The 22,255-nt window shown below is 60.6% G+C and carries 19 protein-coding genes; 14 read left to right on the forward strand and 5 right to left on the reverse strand.

Features of this window, described 5'->3' with window-relative positions; genetic code table 11:
• Positions 1 to 101 precede the first annotated feature (101 nt).
• The gene (locus L6D63_RS15605; RefSeq protein ID WP_027610649.1) at positions 102 to 503 is read left to right on the forward strand and encodes a lysozyme inhibitor LprI family protein; all 402 of its coding nucleotides are present in this window, start codon (positions 102 to 104) and stop codon (positions 501 to 503) included.
• 45 nt (positions 504 to 548) lie between these two features.
• Here the strand turns inward: L6D63_RS15605 and L6D63_RS15610 are convergent, their stop codons facing one another.
• Entirely contained in the window at positions 549 to 1,514 is a 966-nt protein-coding gene (locus L6D63_RS15610; protein ID WP_047297073.1) for a tyrosinase family protein, read from the reverse strand.
• 233 nt (positions 1,515 to 1,747) lie between these two features.
• Between L6D63_RS15610 and L6D63_RS15615 the strand changes: the two genes are divergently transcribed.
• Complete coding sequence (locus L6D63_RS15615) at positions 1,748 to 2,164, forward strand: DUF3010 family protein (RefSeq protein ID WP_095668139.1); 417 nt, start codon at positions 1,748 to 1,750, stop codon at positions 2,162 to 2,164.
• A gap of 143 nt (positions 2,165 to 2,307) precedes the next feature.
• Here the strand turns inward: L6D63_RS15615 and L6D63_RS15620 are convergent, their stop codons facing one another.
• Positions 2,308 to 3,252 carry a GlxA family transcriptional regulator gene (locus tag L6D63_RS15620; protein WP_095121415.1) on the reverse strand — a complete coding sequence of 315 codons (945 nt, stop codon included), beginning with the start codon at positions 3,250 to 3,252 and terminating at the stop codon, positions 2,308 to 2,310.
• A gap of 192 nt (positions 3,253 to 3,444) precedes the next feature.
• Here L6D63_RS15620 and L6D63_RS15625 point away from each other — a divergent pair, with 192 nt between their 5' ends.
• The 6 genes from L6D63_RS15625 to L6D63_RS15650 all read left to right on the forward strand — a co-directional run bounded on the left by L6D63_RS15625 (position 3,445) and on the right by L6D63_RS15650 (position 8,933).
• Positions 3,445 to 4,389 carry a choline ABC transporter substrate-binding protein gene (locus L6D63_RS15625; protein WP_047297076.1) on the forward strand — a complete coding sequence of 315 codons (945 nt, stop codon included), beginning with the start codon at positions 3,445 to 3,447 and terminating at the stop codon, positions 4,387 to 4,389.
• Between the two features lie 75 nt (positions 4,390 to 4,464).
• Complete coding sequence (gene cdhC, locus L6D63_RS15630; protein WP_007962632.1) at positions 4,465 to 5,352, forward strand: 3-dehydrocarnitine:acetyl-CoA trimethylamine transferase CdhC; 888 nt, start codon at positions 4,465 to 4,467, stop codon at positions 5,350 to 5,352.
• A gap of 156 nt (positions 5,353 to 5,508) precedes the next feature.
• Entirely contained in the window at positions 5,509 to 6,474 is a 966-nt protein-coding gene (locus L6D63_RS15635) for an L-carnitine dehydrogenase (protein ID WP_131670564.1), read from the forward strand.
• Positions 6,475 to 6,653: 179 nt separating this feature from the next.
• On the forward strand, positions 6,654 to 7,130 hold the full coding sequence (locus L6D63_RS15640; RefSeq protein ID WP_121187573.1) for a thioesterase family protein: 477 nt from the start codon (positions 6,654 to 6,656) through the stop codon (positions 7,128 to 7,130).
• 23 nt (positions 7,131 to 7,153) lie between these two features.
• A complete protein-coding gene (locus L6D63_RS15645; RefSeq protein WP_131670565.1) occupies positions 7,154 to 8,317 on the forward strand; it encodes a gamma-butyrobetaine dioxygenase in 1,164 nt (387 codons plus the stop codon).
• 352 nt (positions 8,318 to 8,669) lie between these two features.
• Positions 8,670 to 8,933, forward strand: a complete 264-nt coding sequence (locus L6D63_RS15650) for a hypothetical protein (protein WP_007962640.1) — start codon at positions 8,670 to 8,672, stop codon at positions 8,931 to 8,933.
• A gap of 114 nt (positions 8,934 to 9,047) precedes the next feature.
• On the opposite strand, the gene gbdR is transcribed toward L6D63_RS15650, so the two are convergent.
• Positions 9,048 to 10,151 (reverse strand): choline metabolism transcriptional regulator GbdR, encoded by a 1,104-nt coding sequence (gbdR, locus tag L6D63_RS15655; RefSeq protein ID WP_007949927.1) that lies wholly within the window; start codon positions 10,149 to 10,151, stop codon positions 9,048 to 9,050.
• Positions 10,152 to 10,692: 541 nt separating this feature from the next.
• Positions 10,693 to 12,069, reverse strand: a complete 1,377-nt coding sequence (locus tag L6D63_RS15660) for an L-serine ammonia-lyase (RefSeq protein WP_041063379.1) — start codon at positions 12,067 to 12,069, stop codon at positions 10,693 to 10,695.
• Positions 12,070 to 12,505: 436 nt separating this feature from the next.
• Here L6D63_RS15660 and L6D63_RS15665 point away from each other — a divergent pair, with 436 nt between their 5' ends.
• The 3 genes from L6D63_RS15665 to choV all read left to right on the forward strand — a co-directional run bounded on the left by L6D63_RS15665 (position 12,506) and on the right by choV (position 15,540).
• Positions 12,506 to 13,453, forward strand: a complete 948-nt coding sequence (locus L6D63_RS15665) for a choline ABC transporter substrate-binding protein (RefSeq protein ID WP_041063381.1) — start codon at positions 12,506 to 12,508, stop codon at positions 13,451 to 13,453.
• 66 nt (positions 13,454 to 13,519) lie between these two features.
• Positions 13,520 to 14,365 carry a choline ABC transporter permease subunit gene (gene choW / locus L6D63_RS15670; protein WP_041063383.1) on the forward strand — a complete coding sequence of 282 codons (846 nt, stop codon included), beginning with the start codon at positions 13,520 to 13,522 and terminating at the stop codon, positions 14,363 to 14,365.
• The gene (gene choV, locus L6D63_RS15675) at positions 14,362 to 15,540 is read left to right on the forward strand and encodes a choline ABC transporter ATP-binding protein (RefSeq protein WP_041063385.1); all 1,179 of its coding nucleotides are present in this window, start codon (positions 14,362 to 14,364) and stop codon (positions 15,538 to 15,540) included. Before choW ends, choV begins: the two co-directional genes overlap by 4 nt.
• A 197-nt stretch (positions 15,541 to 15,737) precedes the next feature.
• Here choV and L6D63_RS15680 read toward each other — a convergent pair whose 3' ends face one another.
• The gene (locus L6D63_RS15680) at positions 15,738 to 17,678 is read right to left on the reverse strand and encodes a BCCT family transporter (protein ID WP_230679398.1); all 1,941 of its coding nucleotides are present in this window, start codon (positions 17,676 to 17,678) and stop codon (positions 15,738 to 15,740) included.
• Between the two features lie 485 nt (positions 17,679 to 18,163).
• On the opposite strand from L6D63_RS15680, the gene betI reads away from it, so the two are divergent.
• The 3 genes from betI to betA all read left to right on the forward strand — a co-directional run bounded on the left by betI (position 18,164) and on the right by betA (position 22,203).
• On the forward strand, positions 18,164 to 18,784 hold the full coding sequence (gene betI / locus L6D63_RS15685; RefSeq protein ID WP_041063389.1) for a transcriptional regulator BetI: 621 nt from the start codon (positions 18,164 to 18,166) through the stop codon (positions 18,782 to 18,784).
• Between the two features lie 62 nt (positions 18,785 to 18,846).
• On the forward strand, positions 18,847 to 20,319 hold the full coding sequence (gene betB, locus L6D63_RS15690; protein WP_047297082.1) for a betaine-aldehyde dehydrogenase: 1,473 nt from the start codon (positions 18,847 to 18,849) through the stop codon (positions 20,317 to 20,319).
• Positions 20,320 to 20,499: 180 nt separating this feature from the next.
• Positions 20,500 to 22,203, forward strand: coding sequence for a choline dehydrogenase (gene betA, locus L6D63_RS15695; protein WP_047297083.1), 1,704 nt, complete (start codon positions 20,500 to 20,502; stop codon positions 22,201 to 22,203).
• The last annotated feature ends 52 nt before the right edge of the window (positions 22,204 to 22,255 follow it).

Genomic DNA, 22,255 nt, shown 5'->3' on the forward strand with positions numbered 1-22,255 from the left:
GGGTCGCCAGGCGCTGCGATCAGCTACCTGTTCAAGCCCGCCAGCTTGAGCCAGAATCTGGCGCATCTTGGATACACCACTGGATTAGAGCGGCGACAACCATGAAATCGATCTTCCTGGCTTTGGCACTGATGGCGACCGGCGTACACGCCGCCGAAGAGACCGACAACAACCCGTGCGACGCGGTGGAAAACGACGTCCAGACCCTGGAATGCTCGACCTACAGCCGCAGCACCGCCGAAGACCTGCTCAAGGACAACTACGCCAGCCTCAACGAGCGCATGCAGGCCACCTACGGCAAAAACGCCGCGCAACTGGCCGACATCACCGCCAAACTGAAAACCGCCCAGCAACAATGGCTGAAAACCCGCGACGCCGATTGCGCCGTGGAAGCCTTCCCCGCCACCGAAGGCAGCAAGGCTTTCAAGATTGCGCAGAATGACTGTGTGGCGCGGATGAGTGACGAACGGTCGGAGTTTTTGGAGTCGATTGGGCAGGAGTGAAGGAACACTCCCGCCTCGTCAGGCCAGAGCGCTCGTACAACAACGTCAGTGCGCCATGAACGGTGATCTGAACGGACTTTTTTCCAGCGGCTTGCTCGGCGCATATTCATAGCCGAGCTCGGCAATACTCATGACGTCCCTCACCCGCCGCGTCCAGGGCTTGAGCGTATCGTCATAGTTGTGACCCGACGGCCCGCCGGACAGCGGTGTGTAATGTGGAGTCCAGTCAGGATTGTCGACTTGCATCTGTGCCTGCCAATCCGCCCAGACCTTGTCGATAAAGCAGTGGTGCAGAAAAAACACCGGATCTTCCGGAGACGTCATCGCAAGCATGTTTCCGCCAATCCACAAATGCACCCGGTTATGCAATTGCGACCCCGGAGTGGTGACCTGCGGATCGCCTCTCTGGGTGACCCAGCCCTCCAGTCGATTGCGAAAGCCCCGGGTGTAGGGTCCGGCATCATACGGTGGCGTGTCGTATAGCCACTCGCGCATTGCCATTGCCAGGTCAGCCGGGGTTGGCAGCGAAGTCACCCGTTGTCCGAACTGACGCTTGAGGCCTGGCTCCGTCTCACCGTTTTCCGGGTAGGCTGGCACAGGCCACTTGCCATTCTGATAGGCAAACGGGCCGGTTTTTACCCGGTCGTGATCATTCTTGTCGCCATCGCCGCCCATCCACTGACTCGACCAGATCGGCGAATTCAGGGGGTCGGCCGCATCCTCGGTCCAATCCCAATATGGCAGGGTCACGCTTTCGTCCAAAGATTGCAGATCAAGCTCAAGTTGCATCAGCATTTCCCGGTGCCAGGGCAGAAATGCCGGCCCCAAATGTGCCCCGTTACGGTATTCCGGATCATGCGGTTCGTCTGGGTGAACCGTTGGGATCATCACACCATGATGCCAATGAACGTATTTGTCGTAATGCCCCCTGCGCTTGAGCTCCAGCAGACAGTTGATGAAGTTGTCGCGCTCGGTGGTGGTTAATGCACGAATGTTTTTCCTGATGTTCATTAGTCACTCCTTGTCTGTTGGATGCGGGTGTTCAGCCATGATCCGGGATGATTCCCGCCCCTATCTAGGAGGTGTTTCGCGGCAAGGTCTACTGTCAGAACTGTCAGGTAGGCCGATGTTTCCGACAAGCGGCCGATCTGTCAGAACAGTAAAAGCCGACTCTTGCTGCATTGGCAGATTGCAAAAAAAACGACCGGACCTATAGGCTGCCCTCTTCATTCAAAGGAATTCCCATGAACATCTGCGGCATCGAAATCAAAGGCAGCGAAGCGATCATCGCCGTGGCCTCCCTTGACGGTTCGGCCTTGAGCCACGTTGCACTGAGCACCAAGAAAATCGCCCTCGACGATGATGACGAGGCGGCCAACGTCAAACGCTTCGCGGCGCAGGTGGCGTCGTTTGTACGCGAGCATTCGATTGACCGGATTGCGATCAAGAAGCGCAGCAAGAAGGGTGAGTTTGCCGGTGGGCCGACCACGTTCAAGATCGAGGGGGTGTTTCAGTTGCTGGAGGGGTGTGAGGTGACGCTTTTATCGCCGCAGACGATCAATGCGCAGGCCAAGAAGCACAATTTCGAGCTGCCGGGGACGCTGAACAAGTATCAGCATGAGGCTTACAAGGCGGCGTGTTCGGCGTTGGTGAAGAAGTAACGCGATTCCCGACATCACATTGAAACCTGTGGGAGCGGGCTTGCCCGCGATGGCGGTGTGTCAGGCAATAACAATGTTGAATGTGCTGGACTCATCGCGGGCAAGCCCGCTCCCACAGGGTTCTATGACGTTGCTAAAACCCTTCAGGCCTGAGCGGTACGCCGGTCTTCGCGGGGGCAACGGGCGAAGCGTGCGCGGTAGCTGCGGGTGAAATACGACGGCGATTCAAACCCGCAGGCGATGCTGACCTCCAGCACGCTCATATCGGTCTGGCGCAACAGCTGCCGGGCCTTTTCCAACCTCAAGCGCAGATAGAAATTGCTCGGCGTGTCATTCAGATGCAGCCGAAACAAGCGCTCCAGCTGCCGCCGCGTGACCTTGATCGATTCCGCCAGTTGCAGCGTGGTCAGCGGTGGTTCGCTGTGCTGCTCCATCTCGCCAATCACCTGCACCAGCTTCTTGTTGCTGATGCCGTAGCGCGTGGCGACTTCCATGCGCTGGTGGTCCTTGCGCGGACGAATCCGTCCCAGCACGAACTGCTCGCTGACCTGGATCGCCAGTTGCGGGCCGTGGGCCTGGGCGATCAGATCAAGCATCAGATCGATAGACGCCGTGCCGCCCGCCGAGGTGATGCGCCGCCGGTCAATCTCGAACAGCTCCTGGGTCACGCTGAGCTGTGGATAAGATTCCTTGAACGCATCGATGGCCTCCCAGTGCAGGGTCAAGCGATGGCCGTCGAGCAAGCCGGCTTCGGCGAGGACGAAACTGCCGGTATCGATGGCGCCCAGGGTCACGCCTTCGTTGTCCAGCCGGCGCAGCCAGTGCTCAAGGGTTGGCGTGGCGAACTTCAGCGGTTCGAATCCGGCCACCACCAACAGCGTCGCACCTTTCTTCAGCGGCTCCAGCGCCGCGTCGGCGTTGACCGACATGCCATTGCTCGCCAGCACCGCCCCGCCATCGGCGCTGAGCACGTGCCAGCGGTACAACTCGCCGCGAAAGCGGTTGGCCACCCGTAGCGGTTCGATCGCCGAGATGAAACCGATGGCGGAAAAACCCGGCATCAGCAGAAAGTAGAAATCCTGGGACATGTGCGCACTCGGTTAGCGGGTAGCGTGGATCGTTGATACGCCGATTGTCGTCAGCGTTCAAGAGCACAGGTCGCTACAGTGCAAGAGCCAGTCGCCGCAGTGCGTTTTTACGGGGGCATTGCTGCGTAACTTGGCATCACCGGCGCATCAGACGCCGGGAACCACAATAAACGACCTGCCGAGGAACCCGACATGAAACGACTGATCAGCAGCTGTGTTCTTGCACTCAGCGGTACCGCTTTCTTGAGCGCCAGCGTCATGGCGGCCGAACCTGCGTCGTGCCAGAACGTGCGCATGGGCGTCGTGAACTGGACTGATGTGATCGCCACCAGTGCCATGACTCAAGTGCTGCTCGATGGCCTCGGCTACAGCACCAAACAAACCAGCGCGTCCCAGCAGATCATCTTCGCCGGGATTCGCGATCAGCGGCTGGATCTGTTCCTCGGCTACTGGAACCCGCTGATGACCCAGACCATCACCCCGTTCGTCGACGCCAACCAGGTCAAGGTCCTGCCGGCGCCAAGCCTGAAAGACGCCCGCGCGACCCTCGCCGTGCCGACTTATCTGGCGGACAAGGGCCTGAAGACCTTCGCCGACATCGCCAAATTCGAGAAAGAACTGGGCGGCAAGATCTACGGCATCGAGCCGGGCTCGGGCGCCAATACGCAGATCAAGGCGATGATCGCCAAGAACCAGTTCGGCCTCGGCAAATTCCAGCTGGTCGAATCCAGCGAAGCCGGGATGCTCGCCGCTGTCGACCGCGCCGTGCGCCGCAAGGAAGCCGTGGTGTTCTTCGGCTGGGCACCGCACCCGATGAACGTGAACGTCAAGATGACTTACCTCACTGGCAGCGAGGACGCCCTCGGCCCGAACGAAGGCATGGCCACGGTGTGGACGGTCACCGCGCCAAAATACGCCGAACAGTGCCCGAACATCGGTCGCCTGCTGAGCAACCTGACGTTCACCGCCGAAGACGAGAGCCGCATGATGCAACCGCTGCTCGATCACAAGGACGCGTTCGAATCGGCCAGGCAATGGCTCAAGGATCACCCCGAAGACAAGCAGCGCTGGCTGGAAGGTGTAACCACCTTCGATGGCAAACCGGCCGCTGAAAACCTGCAATTGACCAGCAAATAAAACACCGGAAATCAACGCTTCGCAGCCCCGAACAGGGCTGCGAACAGACCCATCACGCCTGAAGGAAACCGCACCATGAACCACGACGTCATCATCACCTGCGCACTCACCGGTGCTGGCGACACGACCGCCAAGAGCCCGCACGTGCCGGTCACCCCGAAACAGATCGCCGCGGCTGCCGTGGAAGCCGCCAAGGCCGGCGCCACGGTGGTGCACTGCCATGTGCGCGACCCGCAGACCGGCAAGTTCAGCCGTGACGTGGCGCTGTACCGCGAAGTGATGGAGCGCATCCGCGAGGCTGACGTCGACATCATCGTCAACCTCACCGCCGGCATGGGCGGTGACCTCGAAATCGGTGCTGGCGAGCACCCGATGGAGTTCGGCCCGAACACCGATCTGGTCGGCCCGCTGACCCGTCTGGCCCACGTTGAAGAACTGCTGCCGGAAATCTGCACCCTCGATTGCGGCACGCTGAACTTCGGCGACGGCGACACCATTTACGTCTCGACGCCGGCGCAACTGCGCGCCGGCGCCAAGCGCATCACCGAGCTGGGGGTGAAGGCCGAACTGGAAATTTTCGACACCGGCCACCTGTGGTTCGCCAAACAGATGATCAAGGAAGGCCTGCTCGACAACCCGTTGTTCCAGCTGTGCCTGGGCATCCCGTGGGGCGCTCCGGCGGACACCACCACCATGAAAGCCATGGTCGACAACCTGCCGGCGGACGCGGTGTGGGCCGGGTTCGGCATCGGCCGCATGCAAATGCCGATGGCCGCACAAGCGGTGCTGCTTGGCGGCAACGTGCGGGTCGGCCTGGAAGACAACCTGTGGCTGGACAAAGGCGTGCTGGCCACCAACGGCCAACTGGTCGAACGCGCCACCGAGATCCTCAGCCGCCTCGGCGCCCGGGTGCTGACCCCGGCCGAAGGCCGCAAAAAAATGGGCCTGACCCAGCGCGGCTAAATCTCAGCCCCAAAAATGGGGCCCTGACTGCACCCCAATTTCACCTGTAGGAGCTGCCGCAGGCGGCGATCTTTTGATCTTGCTTCAAACAATCAAAATCAAAAGATCGCCGCCTGCGGCAGCTCCTACAGGAAACACCTTTTTCAGGGAGTTCTTATGAGTTTTATCACCAACATCAAAACCTTCGCCGCCCTCGGCAGCGGCGTCATCGGCAGCGGCTGGGTCGCCCGCGCCCTCGCCCACGGCCTTGACGTGGTGGCCTGGGACCCGGCGCCGGGTGCCGAAGCGGCGCTGCGCAAACGCGTGGCCAACGCCTGGGGCGCACTGGAGAAAAACGGCCTGGCGCCTGGCGCCTCGCAGGATCGGCTGCGTTTTGTCGCGACCATCGAGGAATGCGTGCGCGATGCCGACTTCATCCAGGAAAGTGCCCCGGAACGCCTGGAGCTGAAACTGGAACTGCACAGCAAAATCAGCGCGGCGGCCAAACCCGATGCGCTGATCGGCTCCAGCACTTCCGGCCTGTTGCCGAGCGAGTTCTACGAGAGTTCGACCCACCCTGAACGCTGCGTGGTCGGCCACCCGTTCAATCCGGTTTACCTGCTGCCGCTGGTGGAGGTGGTCGGCGGCAAGCACACCGCGCCGGAAGCTGTGCAAGCGGCTATGAAGGTTTACGAGTTCCTCGGCATGCGCCCGTTGCATGTGCGCAAGGAAGTGCCAGGGTTCATCGCCGACCGTTTGCTCGAAGCGCTGTGGCGCGAGGCGCTGCACCTGGTCAACGACGGCGTGGCGACGACTGGCGAGATCGACGACGCGATCCGTTTTGGCGCCGGACTGCGCTGGTCGTTCATGGGCACGTTCCTGACTTATACGCTGGCCGGTGGTGACGCGGGGATGCGTCACTTCATGTCGCAGTTCGGCCCGGCGCTGCAGTTGCCGTGGACGTATCTGCCGGCACCGGAGCTGACTGACAAGCTGATTGACGATGTGGTCGATGGCACCAGCGATCAGCTTGGCCGCCACAGCATTTCAGCGCTGGAGCGCTATCGTGATGACTGCCTGCTGGCGGTACTGGAGGCGGTGAAAACCACCAAGGAAAAGCACGGGATGAGCTTCAGCGAGTAATCGCCTTCCCCTGTGGCGAGGGAGCTTGCTCCCGCTCGGCCGCGAAGCGGTCGTAAAACCAGCGAATGCTGTCTGACCGACGCACCGCGATCAGAGGTTTTGGGGCGGCTGCGCAGCCCAGCGGGAGCAAGCTCCCTCGCCACAATGTGTATTGCGCCAGCGATCTATGGAGTTCAACCATGCCAACCCTCACCACCTACCAAACCACCATCATCCCCGACTGGGTCGATTACAACGGCCACCTGCGCGACGCCTTCTACTTGCTGATCTTCAGCTACGCCACGGACGCCCTGATGGACCGTCTCGGCATGGACAGTAACAACCGCGAGGCCAGCGGCCACTCACTGTTTACCCTCGAACTGCACCTGAATTATCTGCACGAAGTGAAGCTCGACGCCGAGGTCGAAGTGCGCACGCAGATCATCGGTCACGACAGCAAACGCCTGCACCTCTATCACAGCCTGCACCTGGCCGGCGACGACAAGGAACTGGCCGGTAACGAGCAAATGCTGCTGCACGTCGACCTCGCCGGCCCGCGTTCGGCGCCATTCACCCCGGATACATTGAACCGTCTGCAAGCCATCGTCGCCGAGCAAGTCGATCTGCCCGCCCCGGCTTACATCGGCCGCGTCATCGCCCTGCCACCCGCCCGCTAATTCCTCCCACGCAAGGAGCCACTATGCACACCGCTGCCGCTGTTGCCGATTTCCGCAGTTATCCGTTGATCAGCGCGCTGAGCGGCGTGCAGAACCTGACGGATCGCGTTTCGCTGGCCTGGGCTGATGGCCGTGTCAGCCCGTTTCACCATGTCTGGTTGCGGGACAACTGCCCGTGTGAACAGTGCGTCTACACCGTAACCCGCGAGCAGGTATTCGAGATCGTCGATGCCGCGCCGGATCTGGCTCCCGTTAACGCGCACATCGACAGCGACGGCTGTCTGCAGATCGACTGGCAGGACGGCCACCACAGTCGCTTTGATCCGGGCTGGCTGCGCGCCCACGCCTATGACGACGAGTCCCGCGCCGAACGTCTGGCGACCAAACCCCAGCCCTATCTGTGGCGCAGCAATTTGCAGCTACCGGCATTCGACTATTCAGCGCTGATGAACGACAACGGTGCGCTGCTGCAATGGTTGATCGCGGTGCGCGACATCGGCCTGACTCAGGTGCGCGGCGTGCCCACCGAACCAGGTTCGCTGAAGCTGATCGCCCAGCGCATTTCATTCATCCGCGAGAGCAATTTCGGCGTACTGTTCAACGTGCAGTCCAAGGCCGATGCCGACAGCAACGCCTACACCGCTTTCAACCTGCCGTTGCACACCGACTTGCCGACTCGCGAGCTGCAACCAGGGCTGCAATTTCTGCATTGCCTGGTGAATGATGCCGAAGGTGGCGAGAGTATTTTTGTCGACGGTTTCGCGATTGCCGACGCGTTGCGTCAGGAAGCACCGGAGCTGTTTCAGGCACTGTGCGAAATCCCCGTGGAGTTTCGCAACAAGGACCGCCACAGCGACTATCGCTGCCTGGCGCCGATCATTGCACTGGACGCGTTGGACCGGGTGGCGGAGATTCGCATGGCAAACTTTCTGCGTGGCGCATTCGATACGTCGGTGGAGCAAATGCCGCTGCTGTATCGGGCCTATCGGCGCTTGATCGCCATGACCCGTGAGCCACGTTTTCGGCTGATGCAGCGACTCAATCCGGGTGAACTGTGGTGCTTTGATAATCGCCGCACGCTGCATGCGCGCAATGCGTTTGACCCGGCCACCGGGGCGCGGCATTTCCAGGGCTGCTACGTCGATCGGGATGAGTTGTTGTCGCGGATTCTGGTGTTGCAACGCTAGACCGCTAAAAGCAAAAGATCGCAGCCTGCGGCAGCTCCTACAGGGGATCGCATTTCAACTGTAGGAGCTGCCGGAGGCTGCGATCTTTTGACTTTCATAAAATTAAAAAAAGCCCCGATGCAAGCCGTGACAGGATCGGGGCAGAGGGTACTGTTGAGGAGCTGCCAGTCGAGGGTGACCAAACCGTCTGTAGCGAGCTAAGGCCAGTGTGCCCACTCCCCTTGGCACTGAGTTAGCCGAAAACGACCTGTTCATAGCCGTCGCGGCCACTGCGACAAATCACCCTTGCCGTGCCTGCGCATGCCCACCAGAATCGAGCCACGACCTCCATTGCCGAAGAAGGAAGCGCGCCATGATGTATGCCGATTTGATCGATCAGGAAGACCTGTTGGGCCAGCTCAAGGCGTTGGGTTTTCAGGTGCCGAGCGGTTCGACCGCCGAGCAGGCCTGTGAGTGTGCGGTGCGTGGTCTGGACAATGTTCGCGCGTTTGAACTGCGCAAAATGGTCAAGGACATGTACACCAGCGGCGCCAGTATTCAGCCTGCGGTGCGTCAGGCGATCGACAAGCAGTTGTTGCCCGCGTTGGCGGATTATCAGCAAAGCCACAGCGCCTGACAGACCGTCATCGCTGGCAAGCCAGCTCCCACAGGGATTTTCGGTGTGATCAAGATATCTGTATCACCGCAGAACCTGTGGGAGCTGGCTTGCCAGCGATAAGATCGACGCGGTCTACAGCCTTACGCTGGCAAACGTCGACTCATTGCGCGCCTGACTCAACGCCGACATCGGCCCCGACAGCGGCGACATCACGATGGCCTGCGGCAGCGGCAGCATCGCCACTTGCTGCGTGGTGTTGGAGCCTACGCGTTCGTCACGCGGCGGGATACCGAAGTATTCGCGGTAGCATTTGGAGAAGTGCGGCGTCGACACGAAACCACACACCGAGGCCACTTCGATGATCGACATCGGCGTCTGCTTGAGCAGTTGCCGGGCGCGGATCAGGCGCAGCTTGAGGTAGTAACGCGACGGCGAGCAGTGCAGGTATTTCTGGAACAGGCGCTCCAGCTGTCGACGCGACACGGCGACATACACCGCCAGTTCGTCGAGGTCGATCGGCTCTTCGAGGTTGGCCTCCATCAGCGCGACAATTTCCTGCAGCTTCGGCTGGTTGGTGCCGAGCATGTGCTTGAGCGGCACGCGCTGGTGATCCTGCTCGTTGCGGATGCGCTCGTAGACGAACATCTCCGAGATCGCGGCAGACAGTTCGCGACCATGATCGCGGCTGATCAGGTGCAGCATCATGTCCAGTGGCGCGGTACCACCGGAACTGGTGAAACGGTTACGGTCGAGGGTGAACAGACGAGTGCTCATCGCCACACGCGGGAAAGCTTCCTGCATCGCCGCCAGACATTCCCAGTGCACGCTGCAATCAAAACCGTCGAGCAGACCGGCGCAAGCCAAGGCCCAGCTGCCGGTGCACACCGCGCCCAGACGCTTGGACTGACGCGCCTGGCTCTGCAGCCATGACACATGTTCACGGGTCACGGTGCGTTGGATACCAATGCCGCCGCAGACGATCACGGTGTCCAGGGGCGGGGCTTTGTGCATGGAGGCATCGGGGGTGATTTGCAGACCGTCACTGGCCCACACCTGTCCGCCATCGACGGTCAGGGTGCTCCAGCGATACAGCTCACGACCGGACAATTGGTTGGCCATGCGCAGGGGTTCGACTGCGGAGGCCAGAGAAATCAGCGTGAAATTGTCCAGCAGCAGAAAGCCGATGGATTGAGGCGCACGGTTCTGGGGTTGGGCCCCGGAGTTGAACGACGTCATCGCGGTATCTCCTCACACAAAGCGGGTGATGGCCTCAGGCGGAGGCTCTTGTTATTGCCGGCGTTCTCACGTGGGAGACGGGCTTTGTTATGACAGAGCAAATGCCATGCCTAAAATTGAATGGCCGTTCAATAACTCCTGAAAACGACGTCGCGACGTGTCTATTCAAGACGTCGGCCAACAGCTGTTTCGAAGTGCCATCAGCGGCGGTGAGCGCCCTGCCCCGCTGCCTGTGAGCAGATCGGTAGCACTTGTGGGAACTGGCCTGCGCGCAGTTTGTGGGGAGTGTCACCGCAGGCACGGGTGACGGACGGTAGGGAGTGCGAATGGCGCACTGCGAGTGGGAAAAGGTCTTATCTGATTGCGACGCGCTAAAAGGTGGCGCCTGCGGTTATGTGTGTTCCGTTAGCGAGCAGTTTTGACTGGTCTGGCCTCATCGCTGGCAAGCCAGCTCCCACAGATTCTGTGGTGATACAGAAATCGTGATCACACTGAAAATACCTGTGGGAGCTGGCTTGCCAGCGATGGGAGCGATACGGTCTCAGCACTCAACCGCGCTGACCGCCAAACCACCGCGCGAAGTCTCTTTATATTTGTCATGCATATCCGCGCCGGTATCGCGCATGGTGCGGATCACCCGGTCCAGCGAGATGAAGTGCTGACCATCGCCGCGCAAGGCCATCTGCGCCGCGTTGATCGCTTTCACCGCCGCAATCGCATTGCGTTCGATGCACGGCACCTGCACCAGTCCACCGACCGGATCGCAGGTCAGGCCGAGGTTATGTTCCAGACCGATTTCCGCCGCGTTGCACAGTTGCTCCGGTGTCGCGCCCAAGATCTCCGCCAGACCCGCCGCCGCCATCGCGCAGGCCGAACCCACTTCACCCTGGCAGCCGACTTCGGCACCGGAGATCGAGGCGTTCTTCTTGCACAGAATCCCCACCGCCGCCGCACCCAGAAAGTAGTCGACGACGTTGGCGTCGGTGACCGCTTCGCTGAACTTCATAAAGTAGTGCAACACCGCCGGAATGATCCCCGCCGCGCCATTGGTCGGCGCCGTGACCATACGCCCGCCCGCCGCGTTTTCTTCGTTGACCGCCAAGGCGAACAAGTTGACCCATTCCATCGCGCTCAACGTCGAACCGATCACGTTGGGCTTGTTCAATTCCTGCAGGTTGCGATGCAACTTCGCCGCACGCCGACGCACATTCAAACCGCCGGGGAGGATGCCTTCGTGCTTGAGGCCCTGCTCGACGCAATCCTGCATCGCCCGCCACAGTTTCATCAGCCCGGCGCGGATTTCTTCTTCGCTGCGCCAGACCTTTTCGTTGGCCATCATCAATTCGGCGACGCGCAGATTGTTCTTTTGGCACAGCTGCAGCAGTTCCACCGCGCTGGAAAAGTCATAAGGCAATTCGGTGCGATCCAGATCGACCACACCGCTGGATGCCTGCGCCTGATCCACCACGAATCCGCCGCCGACCGAATAGTAGGTGTCACGATGAATCTCGCCGTGATCGCCTTCGGCAATCAGGGTCATGGCGTTGGGGTGGAACGGCAGGTTCTCGTCGATCAGGCGCATGTCGCGCGCCCAGACAAACGGCACCGACAAGCGGCCGTCCAGAAGAAGCGTGTGGGTTTCACGCAGGGCCTGGATTCGCGGGCCGATCTGCGACGGGTCGATTGCGTCCGGCCACTCGCCCATCAGGCCCATGATCACCGCGTTGTCGCTGCCGTGGCCGATACCGGTGGCCGACAGCGAACCGAACAGTTGCACTTCTATACGCCGCACCTGTTCGAGCAGGTGCCGGTCGCGCAGCGATTCGACAAACAGGGCCGCGGCGCGCATCGGGCCGACGGTGTGGGAACTGGACGGGCCGATGCCGATTTTGAACAGGTCGAAAACGCTGATAGCCATTGCTGCAGAGCTCCTGAGGATGCCGTTCCCGGGCATTAAGCGCCCGCTGGCGGAGCTGCTACGCTCAAGCTGCGATCCGCCGGAATGCCCGCATCATCAGGCTTTTGTCAGGTCGTCCGGCGTCTGACACCGACGCACTCATGCCCACCAACGCCGTGCCGGTTTGCTCCCGTGTTTTCGCCGTTTTTATGCGGTTCAGATGGCCAAACGGGGTAGAAAAAAGCTGTAAACGACGTCACTGACACTGGATGCGACCATCCCTGTACTGGATACGACCCACCCTGTAGGCGTCAGATTTTCACTGGTACATGATCGTTATGACTCGATTGCAAGGCGCCGTGGTAGAGCTGTCTCCAGAACGCCATCCAACCGCAACCTATAAGTGCGGTGGTCCACAGTCGGAACACTGCCAAAAAAAACACCAAGGAGTCCATCCATGAAAGGTTCCCCGTCGTTGTTGTTGGCCGCCATGCTGAGTCTGCCGTTACTGGCTCACGCTGCAGAACCCGCTCAGTGCAGTACCGTGAACTTCTCCGATGTCGGCTGGACCGACATCACCGCCACCACCGCCACCACTTCGGTGGTACTCGACGCCCTCGGCTACAAGACCAAGACCACCATGATCTCCGTGCCCGTGACCTACAAGTCGCTGGCCGACGGCAAGAACATGGACGTGTTCCTCGGTAACTGGATGCCGACCATGGAAAACGACATCAAGGCCTACCGTGATGCCGGCACCGTCGAAGTGGTGCGCACCAACCTCAAGGGTGCCAAGTACACCCTCGCCGTACCGCAAGCCCTGTACGACAAGGGTCTGCATGACTTCGCCGATATCGCCAAATTCAAGAAAGAGCTCGACGGCAAGATCTACGGCATCGAGCCCGGCAATGACGGTAACCGCCTGATCCAGAGCATGATCGACAAGAACGCGTTCGGCCTGAAGGACGCCGGTTTCAAAGTCGTCGAATCGTCCGAAGCGGGCATGCTCTCGCAGGTTGACCGCGCACAGAAACGCGACACCGCCGTGGTCTTCCTCGGCTGGGCGCCGCACCCGATGAACAAGCGCTTCAAGATTCAATACCTGACCGGCGGCGATGACTTCTTCGGCCCCGATTTCGGTGCTGCGACCGTGGCGACCAACACCCGCAAGGGTTACACCACTGAATGCAGCAACGTCGGTCAGTTGCTGAAGAACCTGGAGTTCACCGTCGACATGGAAAGTACTCTGATGGGCAACATCCTCGACGACAAGATGAAGCCTGAAGCGGCCGCCAAGGCCTGGCTGAAAAAGAACCCACAGGTGCTCGATACCTGGCTCGCTGGCGTGACCACCATTGACGGTAAACCTGGCCTGGAAGCCGTGAAAGCCAAGCTCGCACAGTAATTGCCTTACGCCGGGCGAGTTCGCTCGCCCGGGCTGTTTATTCCTTGCATGCGGACGTTCACTACCATGCTGATTGATCAGAAAATCCCTTTAGGCCAGTACATCGCGGGCTTCGTTGAATGGTTGACGCAACACGGCGCCAGCACCTTCGACGCAATCGCCGTGACACTGGAAACGATGATCCACGGCGTGACGTTTGCGCTGACCTGGTTCAACCCGCTGGTGCTGATCGGCCTCATCGCCCTGCTGGCCCACTTCATCCAGCGCAAATGGGGGCTGACGGTGTTCGTCATCGCCTCGTTCCTGCTGATCCTCAATCTGGGTTACTGGCAGGAAACCATGGAAACCCTCGCCCAGGTCATGTTCGCGACCCTGGTCTGTGTGGTCATCGGCGTGCCGCTGGGCATCGTCGCCGCGCACAAGCCGATGTTCTACACTTTAATGCGTCCGGTACTCGATCTGATGCAGACCGTACCGACCTTCGTTTACCTCATTCCTACCCTGACCCTCTTCGGGCTGGGTGTGGTGCCGGGCCTGATCTCCACGGTGGTGTTCGCCATCGCTGCGCCGATCCGCCTGACCTACCTGGGCATCCGCGATGTCCCGCAAGAACTGATGGACGCCGGCAAGGCCTTCGGCTGCTCGCGTCGCCAATTGCTTTCACGGATCGAACTGCCTCACGCCATGCCGAGCATCGCGGCCGGCATCACCCAGTGCATCATGCTGTCGCTGTCGATGGTGGTGATCGCGGCACTGGTGGGCGCCGATGGACTCGGCAAACCGGTGGTCAACGCACTGAACACTGCTGATATCGCCCTGGGCTTCGAAGCGGGCCTGGCGATCGTACTGCTGGCGATCATGCTCGACCGTATCTGCAAACAACCCGACGCCAAAGCAGGGGGTGACGCATGAGCATAATTCGCTTTGATAACGTTGACGTGATCTTCACCAAGGATCCGCGCGAAGCACTGAAACTTCTCGATCAAGGCTTGACCCGCAGCGAGATCCTGAAAAAGACCGGGCAGATCGTCGGCGTGGAAAAGGCCAGCCTGGACATCAACAAAGGCGAGATCTGCGTGCTGATGGGCCTGTCCGGCTCCGGCAAGTCGAGCCTGCTGCGCTGCATCAACGGCCTCAACACTGTGAGTCGCGGCAAGCTGTTCGTCGAGCACGAAGGCAAGCAGATCGACATCGCTTCCTGCACCCCGGCCGAGCTGAAAATGATGCGCACCAAACGCATCGCCATGGTGTTCCAGAAGTTCGCCCTGATGCCGTGGCTGACAGTGCGCGAGAACATCAGTTTCGGTCTGGAAATGCAGGGCCGGCCGGAAAAGGAACGGCGCAAGCTGGTCGACGACAAGCTCGAACTGGTGGGCCTGACCCAATGGCGCAACAAGAAACCCGATGAACTCTCCGGCGGCATGCAGCAGCGGGTCGGCCTGGCCCGGGCGCTGGCGATGGACGCCGACATTCTGTTGATGGACGAACCGTTCTCGGCACTCGACCCGCTGATCCGCCAGGGCCTGCAGGACGAACTGCTGGAACTGCAACGCAAGCTGAGCAAGACCATCGTGTTTGTCAGTCACGACCTCGACGAGGCGCTCAAACTGGGGAGCCGCATCGCGATCATGAAGGACGGCCGGATCATCCAGTACAGCGTGCCGGAAGAGATCGTGCTGAACCCGGCGGACGACTATGTGCGCACCTTCGTGGCCCACACCAATCCGCTCAACGTGCTCTGCGGTCGCAGCCTGATGCGCACGCTGGACAACTGCAAACGCATCAACGGTTCGGTGTGCCTCGACCCGGGCGGCGACTCGTGGCTGGACCTGGCCGAAGGCAACACCATCAAAGGCGCACGGCAGAACGGTTCGGTGCTGAACCTGCAGAACTGGGCGCCGGGCCAGGCCGTGGAAGGCCTGGAGCGCAAACCGACGCTGGTGGACTCGAACATCGGCATGCGTGACGCGCTGCAGATTCGCTACCAGACCGGCAACAAACTGGTGCTGCACGACAACAACCATGTGGTGGGGATTCTGGGCGACAGTGAGCTGTATCACGCGTTGCTGGGCAAGAACCTGGGGTAAGAACCCCGCACACAAAAACGCCGCGAGAGGATCGCGGCGTTTTTGTTGGTACAGAAATTGACTTGATACATGGACAACTTTGGCGAGGGAGCTTGCTCCCGCTTGAGTGCGCAGCACTCACAAATTCTTGGGGTCGCTTCGCAACCCAGCGGGAGCAAGCTCCCTCGCCACAAACAGCTTCGCCATTAACTTAAGGTTTAGCTATACACCCGGCCAAGGAGCTGCCGATGGCTTTCAAACTGATCGAGCACATCGCGTGTGATCTGATCCTGCGTGAAGCCCATCAGGTCGTAGTCCTGGCTGCCGTTGTGCAGGTACACCTCGGCACGGTAATAACGCTGGCGCGCCTCATCGGACTGGGCCGATTCGGTCGGGGTCGCCAGGTAACCGTCCAGGCTCACCTCGTAGACGAAAGGGTTGCCCTCTTCCATCTCGACGCGCACGCCCATGCAGCGTTTGGACTTGCCCAGCAGCGTCTGCACTTGCAGACCCTGTGCACGCATTTGCGCGGCCGCATCGTCCAGCGCAGGGCTGACCTGCTTGTCCATGAAGCGCTGCACCACCGATTGGCTCGGCTGCAGATCCAGTTGGGTCAGGCGCTCGCTGAAACCGCGACGACCGCGCTCAGCCAATTGCGCCTGCTCCTGTTCGATCTGCACGTCCTGACGCATCGCCTTGTGCAGGCCGAACATGAAGAACACCAGCACCACCGAGAACGGCAGCCCGGCCAGCACCACCATGGTTTGCATGGCTTCGAAGTTACCGGCGAACAGCAGACCGATAGTCACCAGCGTGATCACCACCGACCAGAAGATCCGCAGCCAGTGCGGCGCATCTTCATCGACGTTGCCGCCCTTGCAGGACAGATTCGCCATCATCACCGCGCCGGAGTCGGCCGGGGTCAGGAACAGCACGAAGCCAACAAAGATCGACACACCGATGACGACTTTCGACGCCGGGTAGTGTTCCAGCAACTGGTAGATCGCCATCGACGGCTGTTCCAGCGCCGTCTTGCCGAGTTCCACCGCGCCCTGGTTCATCACCAGATCCAGTGCCGAGTTGCCGAAGATCGACAGCCACGCCAGGGTGAAGCCCAGCGGAATCAGCAGCACGCCAGCCACCAGCTCACGCACGGTACGACCACGGGAAATACGCGCGATGAACATGCCGACGAATGGCGCCCAGGAAATCCACCAGGCCCAGTAGAACAGGGTCCACAGGCCCAGCCAGCGGTCGGACTTGGCGCTGTCGCCTTCATAGACGTACAGGTCGAAGGTCTTCAGCACCACGCCGTTGAGGTAATCGCCGATGTTCTGCACAAAGCCGTTGAGCAGGTGCAGGGTCGGGCCGAACAACAGGACGAAAATCAGCAGACCGCTGAACAGCACGATGTTCAGGTTGGACAGGCGACGGATGCCGTTTTCCACACCGGACACGGCAGCGATGGTCGCCACGGTGCTCATCACGATGATCACGATCAGCAGGTTGGTGTTGCTGTGCTCCATGCCGAACAGGTTTTCCAGGCCGGAGGACACTTGCAGCGAGCCGATCCCCAGGTTGGTCACCAGACCCAGCAAGGTCACGAACATGCCGAAACCGTCCACCGCATGACCGGCGGCGCCCTTGACCCAACGCTCGCCCACCAGCGGATACAGCGCCGAACGCAGGGCCAGCGGCTGGTTATGACGGTAAGCGAAGTACGCCACGGCCAGACCGACCAGTGCGTAGATCGCCCAGCCGTGCAGGCCCCAGTGCAGGAACGTCAGTTGCACCGCCTGACGCGCAGCCAGGTTGCTGGCCGCTGCGCCTTCCGGCGGATTGAAGTAATGGTCCAGCGGCTCGGACGCGCCGAAGTACAGCAGCGAAATACCGATACCCGACGAGAACAGCATCCCCGCCCAGGCGCCGTAACTGAAATCCGGGGTATCGTCCTTGCTGCCCAGTTTGAGTTTGCCGTAGGAGGAAAACGCCAGGCCCACCACAAACACCAGATAGGCGGCGATCACCACCATGTAGTACCAGCCGAAGCTGCGCGACAACCAGGCCTGAGCCATACCCAACATTCTGCCGGCCTCTTGCGGGGCGATGATCAGAATGGCGGTCAACAACAGAATCAACGCGGTCGAGGTGTAAAACACCCAACCGTTGACCGTCACCTTCTCGGGCGGGGTCTTTATTAGCGAGGCAGAACTCATGGCACAAATGCTCCAGGCAGTGCGAGAGAAGAACACAAGGCAACACGGAACCCGACCAATCGGTTAGTTGGCAGCCGACCGGCGGGTGATATAAAGACACCCCGAAAAAAGCCCGAACCTGCCGAAATGGCGTTGCGAATCGCTTTCGTAGCCAAAGCTGTGCGGACGTTCATCCGAAACCTGGCCCCGAGCGTCTTGCCCATTCAACACGTCCATCGAATAGCGAACCGCGCCATGCCCCACGCAGGTTTCAAGAATTTCCGGAGGTCGTTTTATCGCCATTTACAAGCAGAAAAAATCTGTAGGCAGCGACGATTTGTCGCAGATCTTATTCTTTGTTGATTGAACGTTCAATCAAAACAAAATAGACTGGCCCTCAATCCGATCGGCGTTTATCGCCCGTCGGAAGGCCTAAGGAGATGTGCAAGATGCCCAAGGTCGGTATGCAACCCATCCGCCGCCAACAACTGATCGAAGCCACGTTGCAGGCGGTCGATCAGGTCGGTATGGGGGACGCCAGCATTGCGCTGATCGCCCGTTTGGCCGGTGTCTCGAATGGCATCATCAGTCACTATTTTCAGGACAAGAACGGCCTGATTGCCGCCACGATGCGGTATCTGATGAATGTCCTCAGCGAGAACGTCACCGCGCGCCGGCAGGCGCTGGCAGACAGCAGCCCACGGGCGCATCTGCAGGTGATCATCGAAGGCAACTTCGACGCCAGCCAGGTCAATGGCCCGGCAATGAAAACCTGGCTGGCCTTCTGGGCCACCAGCATGCACCAGCCGTCTTTGCACAGGTTGCAGCGGATCAACGATCACCGTCTGTATTCCAACCTGTGCTGCGAGTTCCGCCGTGTGTTGCCGCTCGAAGATGCGCGCAGCGCAGCGCGTGGACTGGCAGCGTTGATCGACGGTTTGTGGTTGCGCGGCGCGCTGTCGGGAGACGCTTTCGACACCGCGCAGGCGCAACAGATCGCTTACGAATACATGGATTTCCAATTGGCCAAGCAGGTGAGCCAGAGCACACAGAAAACGCTCGGTACCTGAACCGCCACCGCAGTTTCAGCGCGGTGGTCGACGCCAACCACTAATGCACTTGCGAGGACACTATGGCCCGTTTCGAACTGCAAAAACTCTACATCGATGGCGCGTACTCCGACGCTGGCAGCGATGCCACTTTCGAAGCCATCAACCCGGCGAACGGTGAAGTCCTCGCCAAAGTGCAACGTGCGACCAAGGAAGACGTCGAGCGTGCCGTGGTCAGCGCTGAAAAGGGCCAGAAAATCTGGGCCGCGATGACCGCCATGGAGCGTTCGCGCATCCTGCGTCGCGCCGTCGACATCCTGCGCGAGCGCAACGATGAACTGGCTGCTCTGGAAACCCTGGACACCGGCAAAGCCTTCTCCGAAACCAAGTACGTCGACATCGTCACTGGTGCTGACGTGCTGGAATACTACGCAGGCCTGGTGCCGGCGATCGAAGGCGAGCAGATCCCGCTGCGCGACACGTCCTTTGTCTACACCCGTCGCGAACCGCTGGGCGTGGTCGCCGGTATCGGCGCGTGGAACTACCCGATCCAGATCGCGCTGTGGAAATCCGCACCGGCCCTGGCCGCTGGTAACGCGATGATCTTCAAGCCAAGCGAAGTCACCTCGCTGACGACCTTGAAACTGGCCGAGATCTACACCGAAGCCGGCCTGCCAAACGGCGTGTTCAACGTCCTGACCGGCAGCGGCCGTGAAGTCGGCACCTGGCTGACCGAGCACCCGCGCATCGAGAAAGTTTCCTTCACCGGCGGCACCGACACCGGCAAGAAAGTCATGGCCAGCGCTTCGGCTTCGTCGCTCAAAGACGTGACCATGGAACTGGGCGGCAAGTCGCCGCTGATCATCTGCGACGACGCCGACCTGGATCGCGCCGCCGACACCGCGATGATGGCCAACTTCTACAGCTCCGGTCAGGTCTGCACCAACGGTACTCGCGTGTTCGTACCGAGCCACCTGAAAGCCGCTTTCGAAGCCAAGATCGTCGAGCGCGTAGCGCGCATCCGCATCGGCAACCCGGAAGACGAAAACACCAACTTCGGCCCGCTGGTCAGCTTCGCCCACATGGAAAGCGTGCTGGGTTACATCGCCAAGGGTAAAGAAGAAGGTGCCCGCGTGCTGTGCGGCGGCGAGCGTCTGACCGACGGCGAATTTGCCAAAGGCGCCTTCGTTGCACCGACCGTGTTCACCGATTGCACCGACGAGATGACCATCGTCCGTGAAGAAATCTTTGGCCCGGTGATGGCGATCCTCTCCTACGAGACCGAAGAAGAAGTGATCCGCCGCGCCAACGACACCGACTTCGGCCTGGCCGCCGGTATCGTCACCAAAGACCTGAACCGCGCGCACCGCGTGATTCATCAACTGGAAGCCGGTATCTGCTGGATCAACGCCTGGGGCGAGTCCGACGCCAAAATGCCGGTGGGCGGTTACAAGCAGTCGGGCGTAGGCCGTGAAAACGGCATCAGCTCGCTGACCAACTACACACGCATCAAATCGGTACAGGTCGAGCTGGGCGATTACGTCTCGGTGTTCTAAGCCCCGAGTCTTGTATTGCCTGCGAGGGCCTCTTCGCGGGCAAGCCCGCTCCCACAGGTTTGGAGTCGTCCCTCAAATCTGTGGCAGCTCCCAATCCTTGTGGGAGCTGGCTTGCCAGCGATTCGAGTGCGCAGCACTCGCTGAGGTCCTGCCTGACCACATCTAAAGAGGGTGCATTCAATGTCCCAAGAGTTCGATTACATCATCATCGGTGCCGGCTCGGCCGGTAACACCCTGGCGACCCGTCTGACTGAAGACGAAGGCGTCACCGTGCTGCTGCTCGAAGCAGGCGGCCCGGACTATCGTTTCGACTTCCGCACGCAAATGCCGGCCGCGCTGGCATTCCCGCTGCAGGGTCGTCGCTATAACTGGGCGTACGAAACCGATCCGGAGCCACACATGGACGGTCGCCGGATGGAATGCGGTCGCGGCAAGGGCCTCGGCGGTTCCTCGCTGATCAACGGCATGTGCTACATCCGTGGCAACGCGATGGACTACGACGGCTGGGCGAAACTGCCAGGCCTGGAAGACTGGACCTACCTCGACTGCCTGCCGTACTTCCGTAAAGCGGAAACCCGTGACATCGGCCCGAACGATTACCACGGTGGCGACGGCCCGGTCAGCGTGACCACGCCGAAAGCCGGCAACAACCCGCTGTTCCACGCCATGGTTGAAGCCGGCGTGCAAGCCGGTTACCCGCGCACCGAAGACTTGAACGGCTACCAGCAGGAAGGCTTCGGCCCGATGGACCGCACCGTGACGCCGAACGGCCGTCGTGCTTCCACTGCCCGAGGCTACCTCGACGTCGCCAAAAAACGCTCGACCCTGACCATCGTTACCCACGCCCTGACCGACAAGATTTTGTTCGAAGGCAAGCGTGCGGTCGGTGTGCGTTACCTGGTCGGTTCGGCGGAAGAGCGCGTTGAAGCCAAGGCACGCAAAGAAGTTCTGCTGTGCTCCGGCGCCATCGCTTCGCCGCAGATTCTGCAGCGCTCTGGTGTCGGCCCGGCAAAACTGCTGGAAAGCCTCGACATCCCGGTCGTCCATGACCTGCCGGGCGTCGGTGAAAACCTGCAGGATCACCTTGAGCTGTACCTGCAATACGCTTGCACTCAACCGGTCTCGCTGTACCCGTCGCTGCTCTGGTACAACCAGCCAGCCATCGGTGCCGAGTGGCTGTTCAACGGCACCGGCATCGGCGCCAGCAACCAGTTCGAAGCCGGCGGTTTCATCCGTACGCGCGAAGAGTTCGAATGGCCGAACATCCAGTACCACTTCCTGCCGGTGGCGATTAACTACAACGGCAGCAACGGTGTGAAAGAGCACGGCTTCCAGGCGCACATGGGCTCCATGCGTTCGCCAAGCCGTGGCCGCATCCAGGTCAAATCCAAGGACCCGCGTCAGCACCCGAGCATCCTGTTCAACTACATGGCCACCGAGCAGGACTGGCAGGAATTCCGTGACGGCATCCGCCTGACCCGCGAAATCATGCAACAGCCGGCGCTGGACGCCTTCCGTGGCCGCGAAATCAGCCCGGGCATCGACGTGCAAACCGATGAGCAGCTGGACAAGTTCATCCGCGAGCACGCCGAAACCGCGTTCCACCCGTCCTGCTCGTGCAAGATGGGCACCGACGAGATGGCCGTAGTGGATGGCGAAGGCCGCGTGCACGGCATGCAGAGCCTGCGTGTGGTCGATGCTTCGATCATGCCGATCATCACCACCGGCAACCTGAACGCGCCTACGATCATGATGGCCGAGAAAATCGCCGACAAGATCCGTGGCCGCAAACCGCTGCCGCGCAGCACTGCTGCCTACTATGTTGCTGGCGGTGCGCCGGTGAAGGGCAAGCCGATGCGTGATATCACGCCTGTTGCCCAGTAAGGCGTAATACCGAGGCGCTACCTTCGCGAGCAGGCTCGCTCCCACATTGGAA

This window comes from Pseudomonas parakoreensis (genome assembly GCF_021602155.1).
In the GTDB taxonomy this organism is placed as follows: domain Bacteria; phylum Pseudomonadota; class Gammaproteobacteria; order Pseudomonadales; family Pseudomonadaceae; genus Aquipseudomonas; species Aquipseudomonas parakoreensis.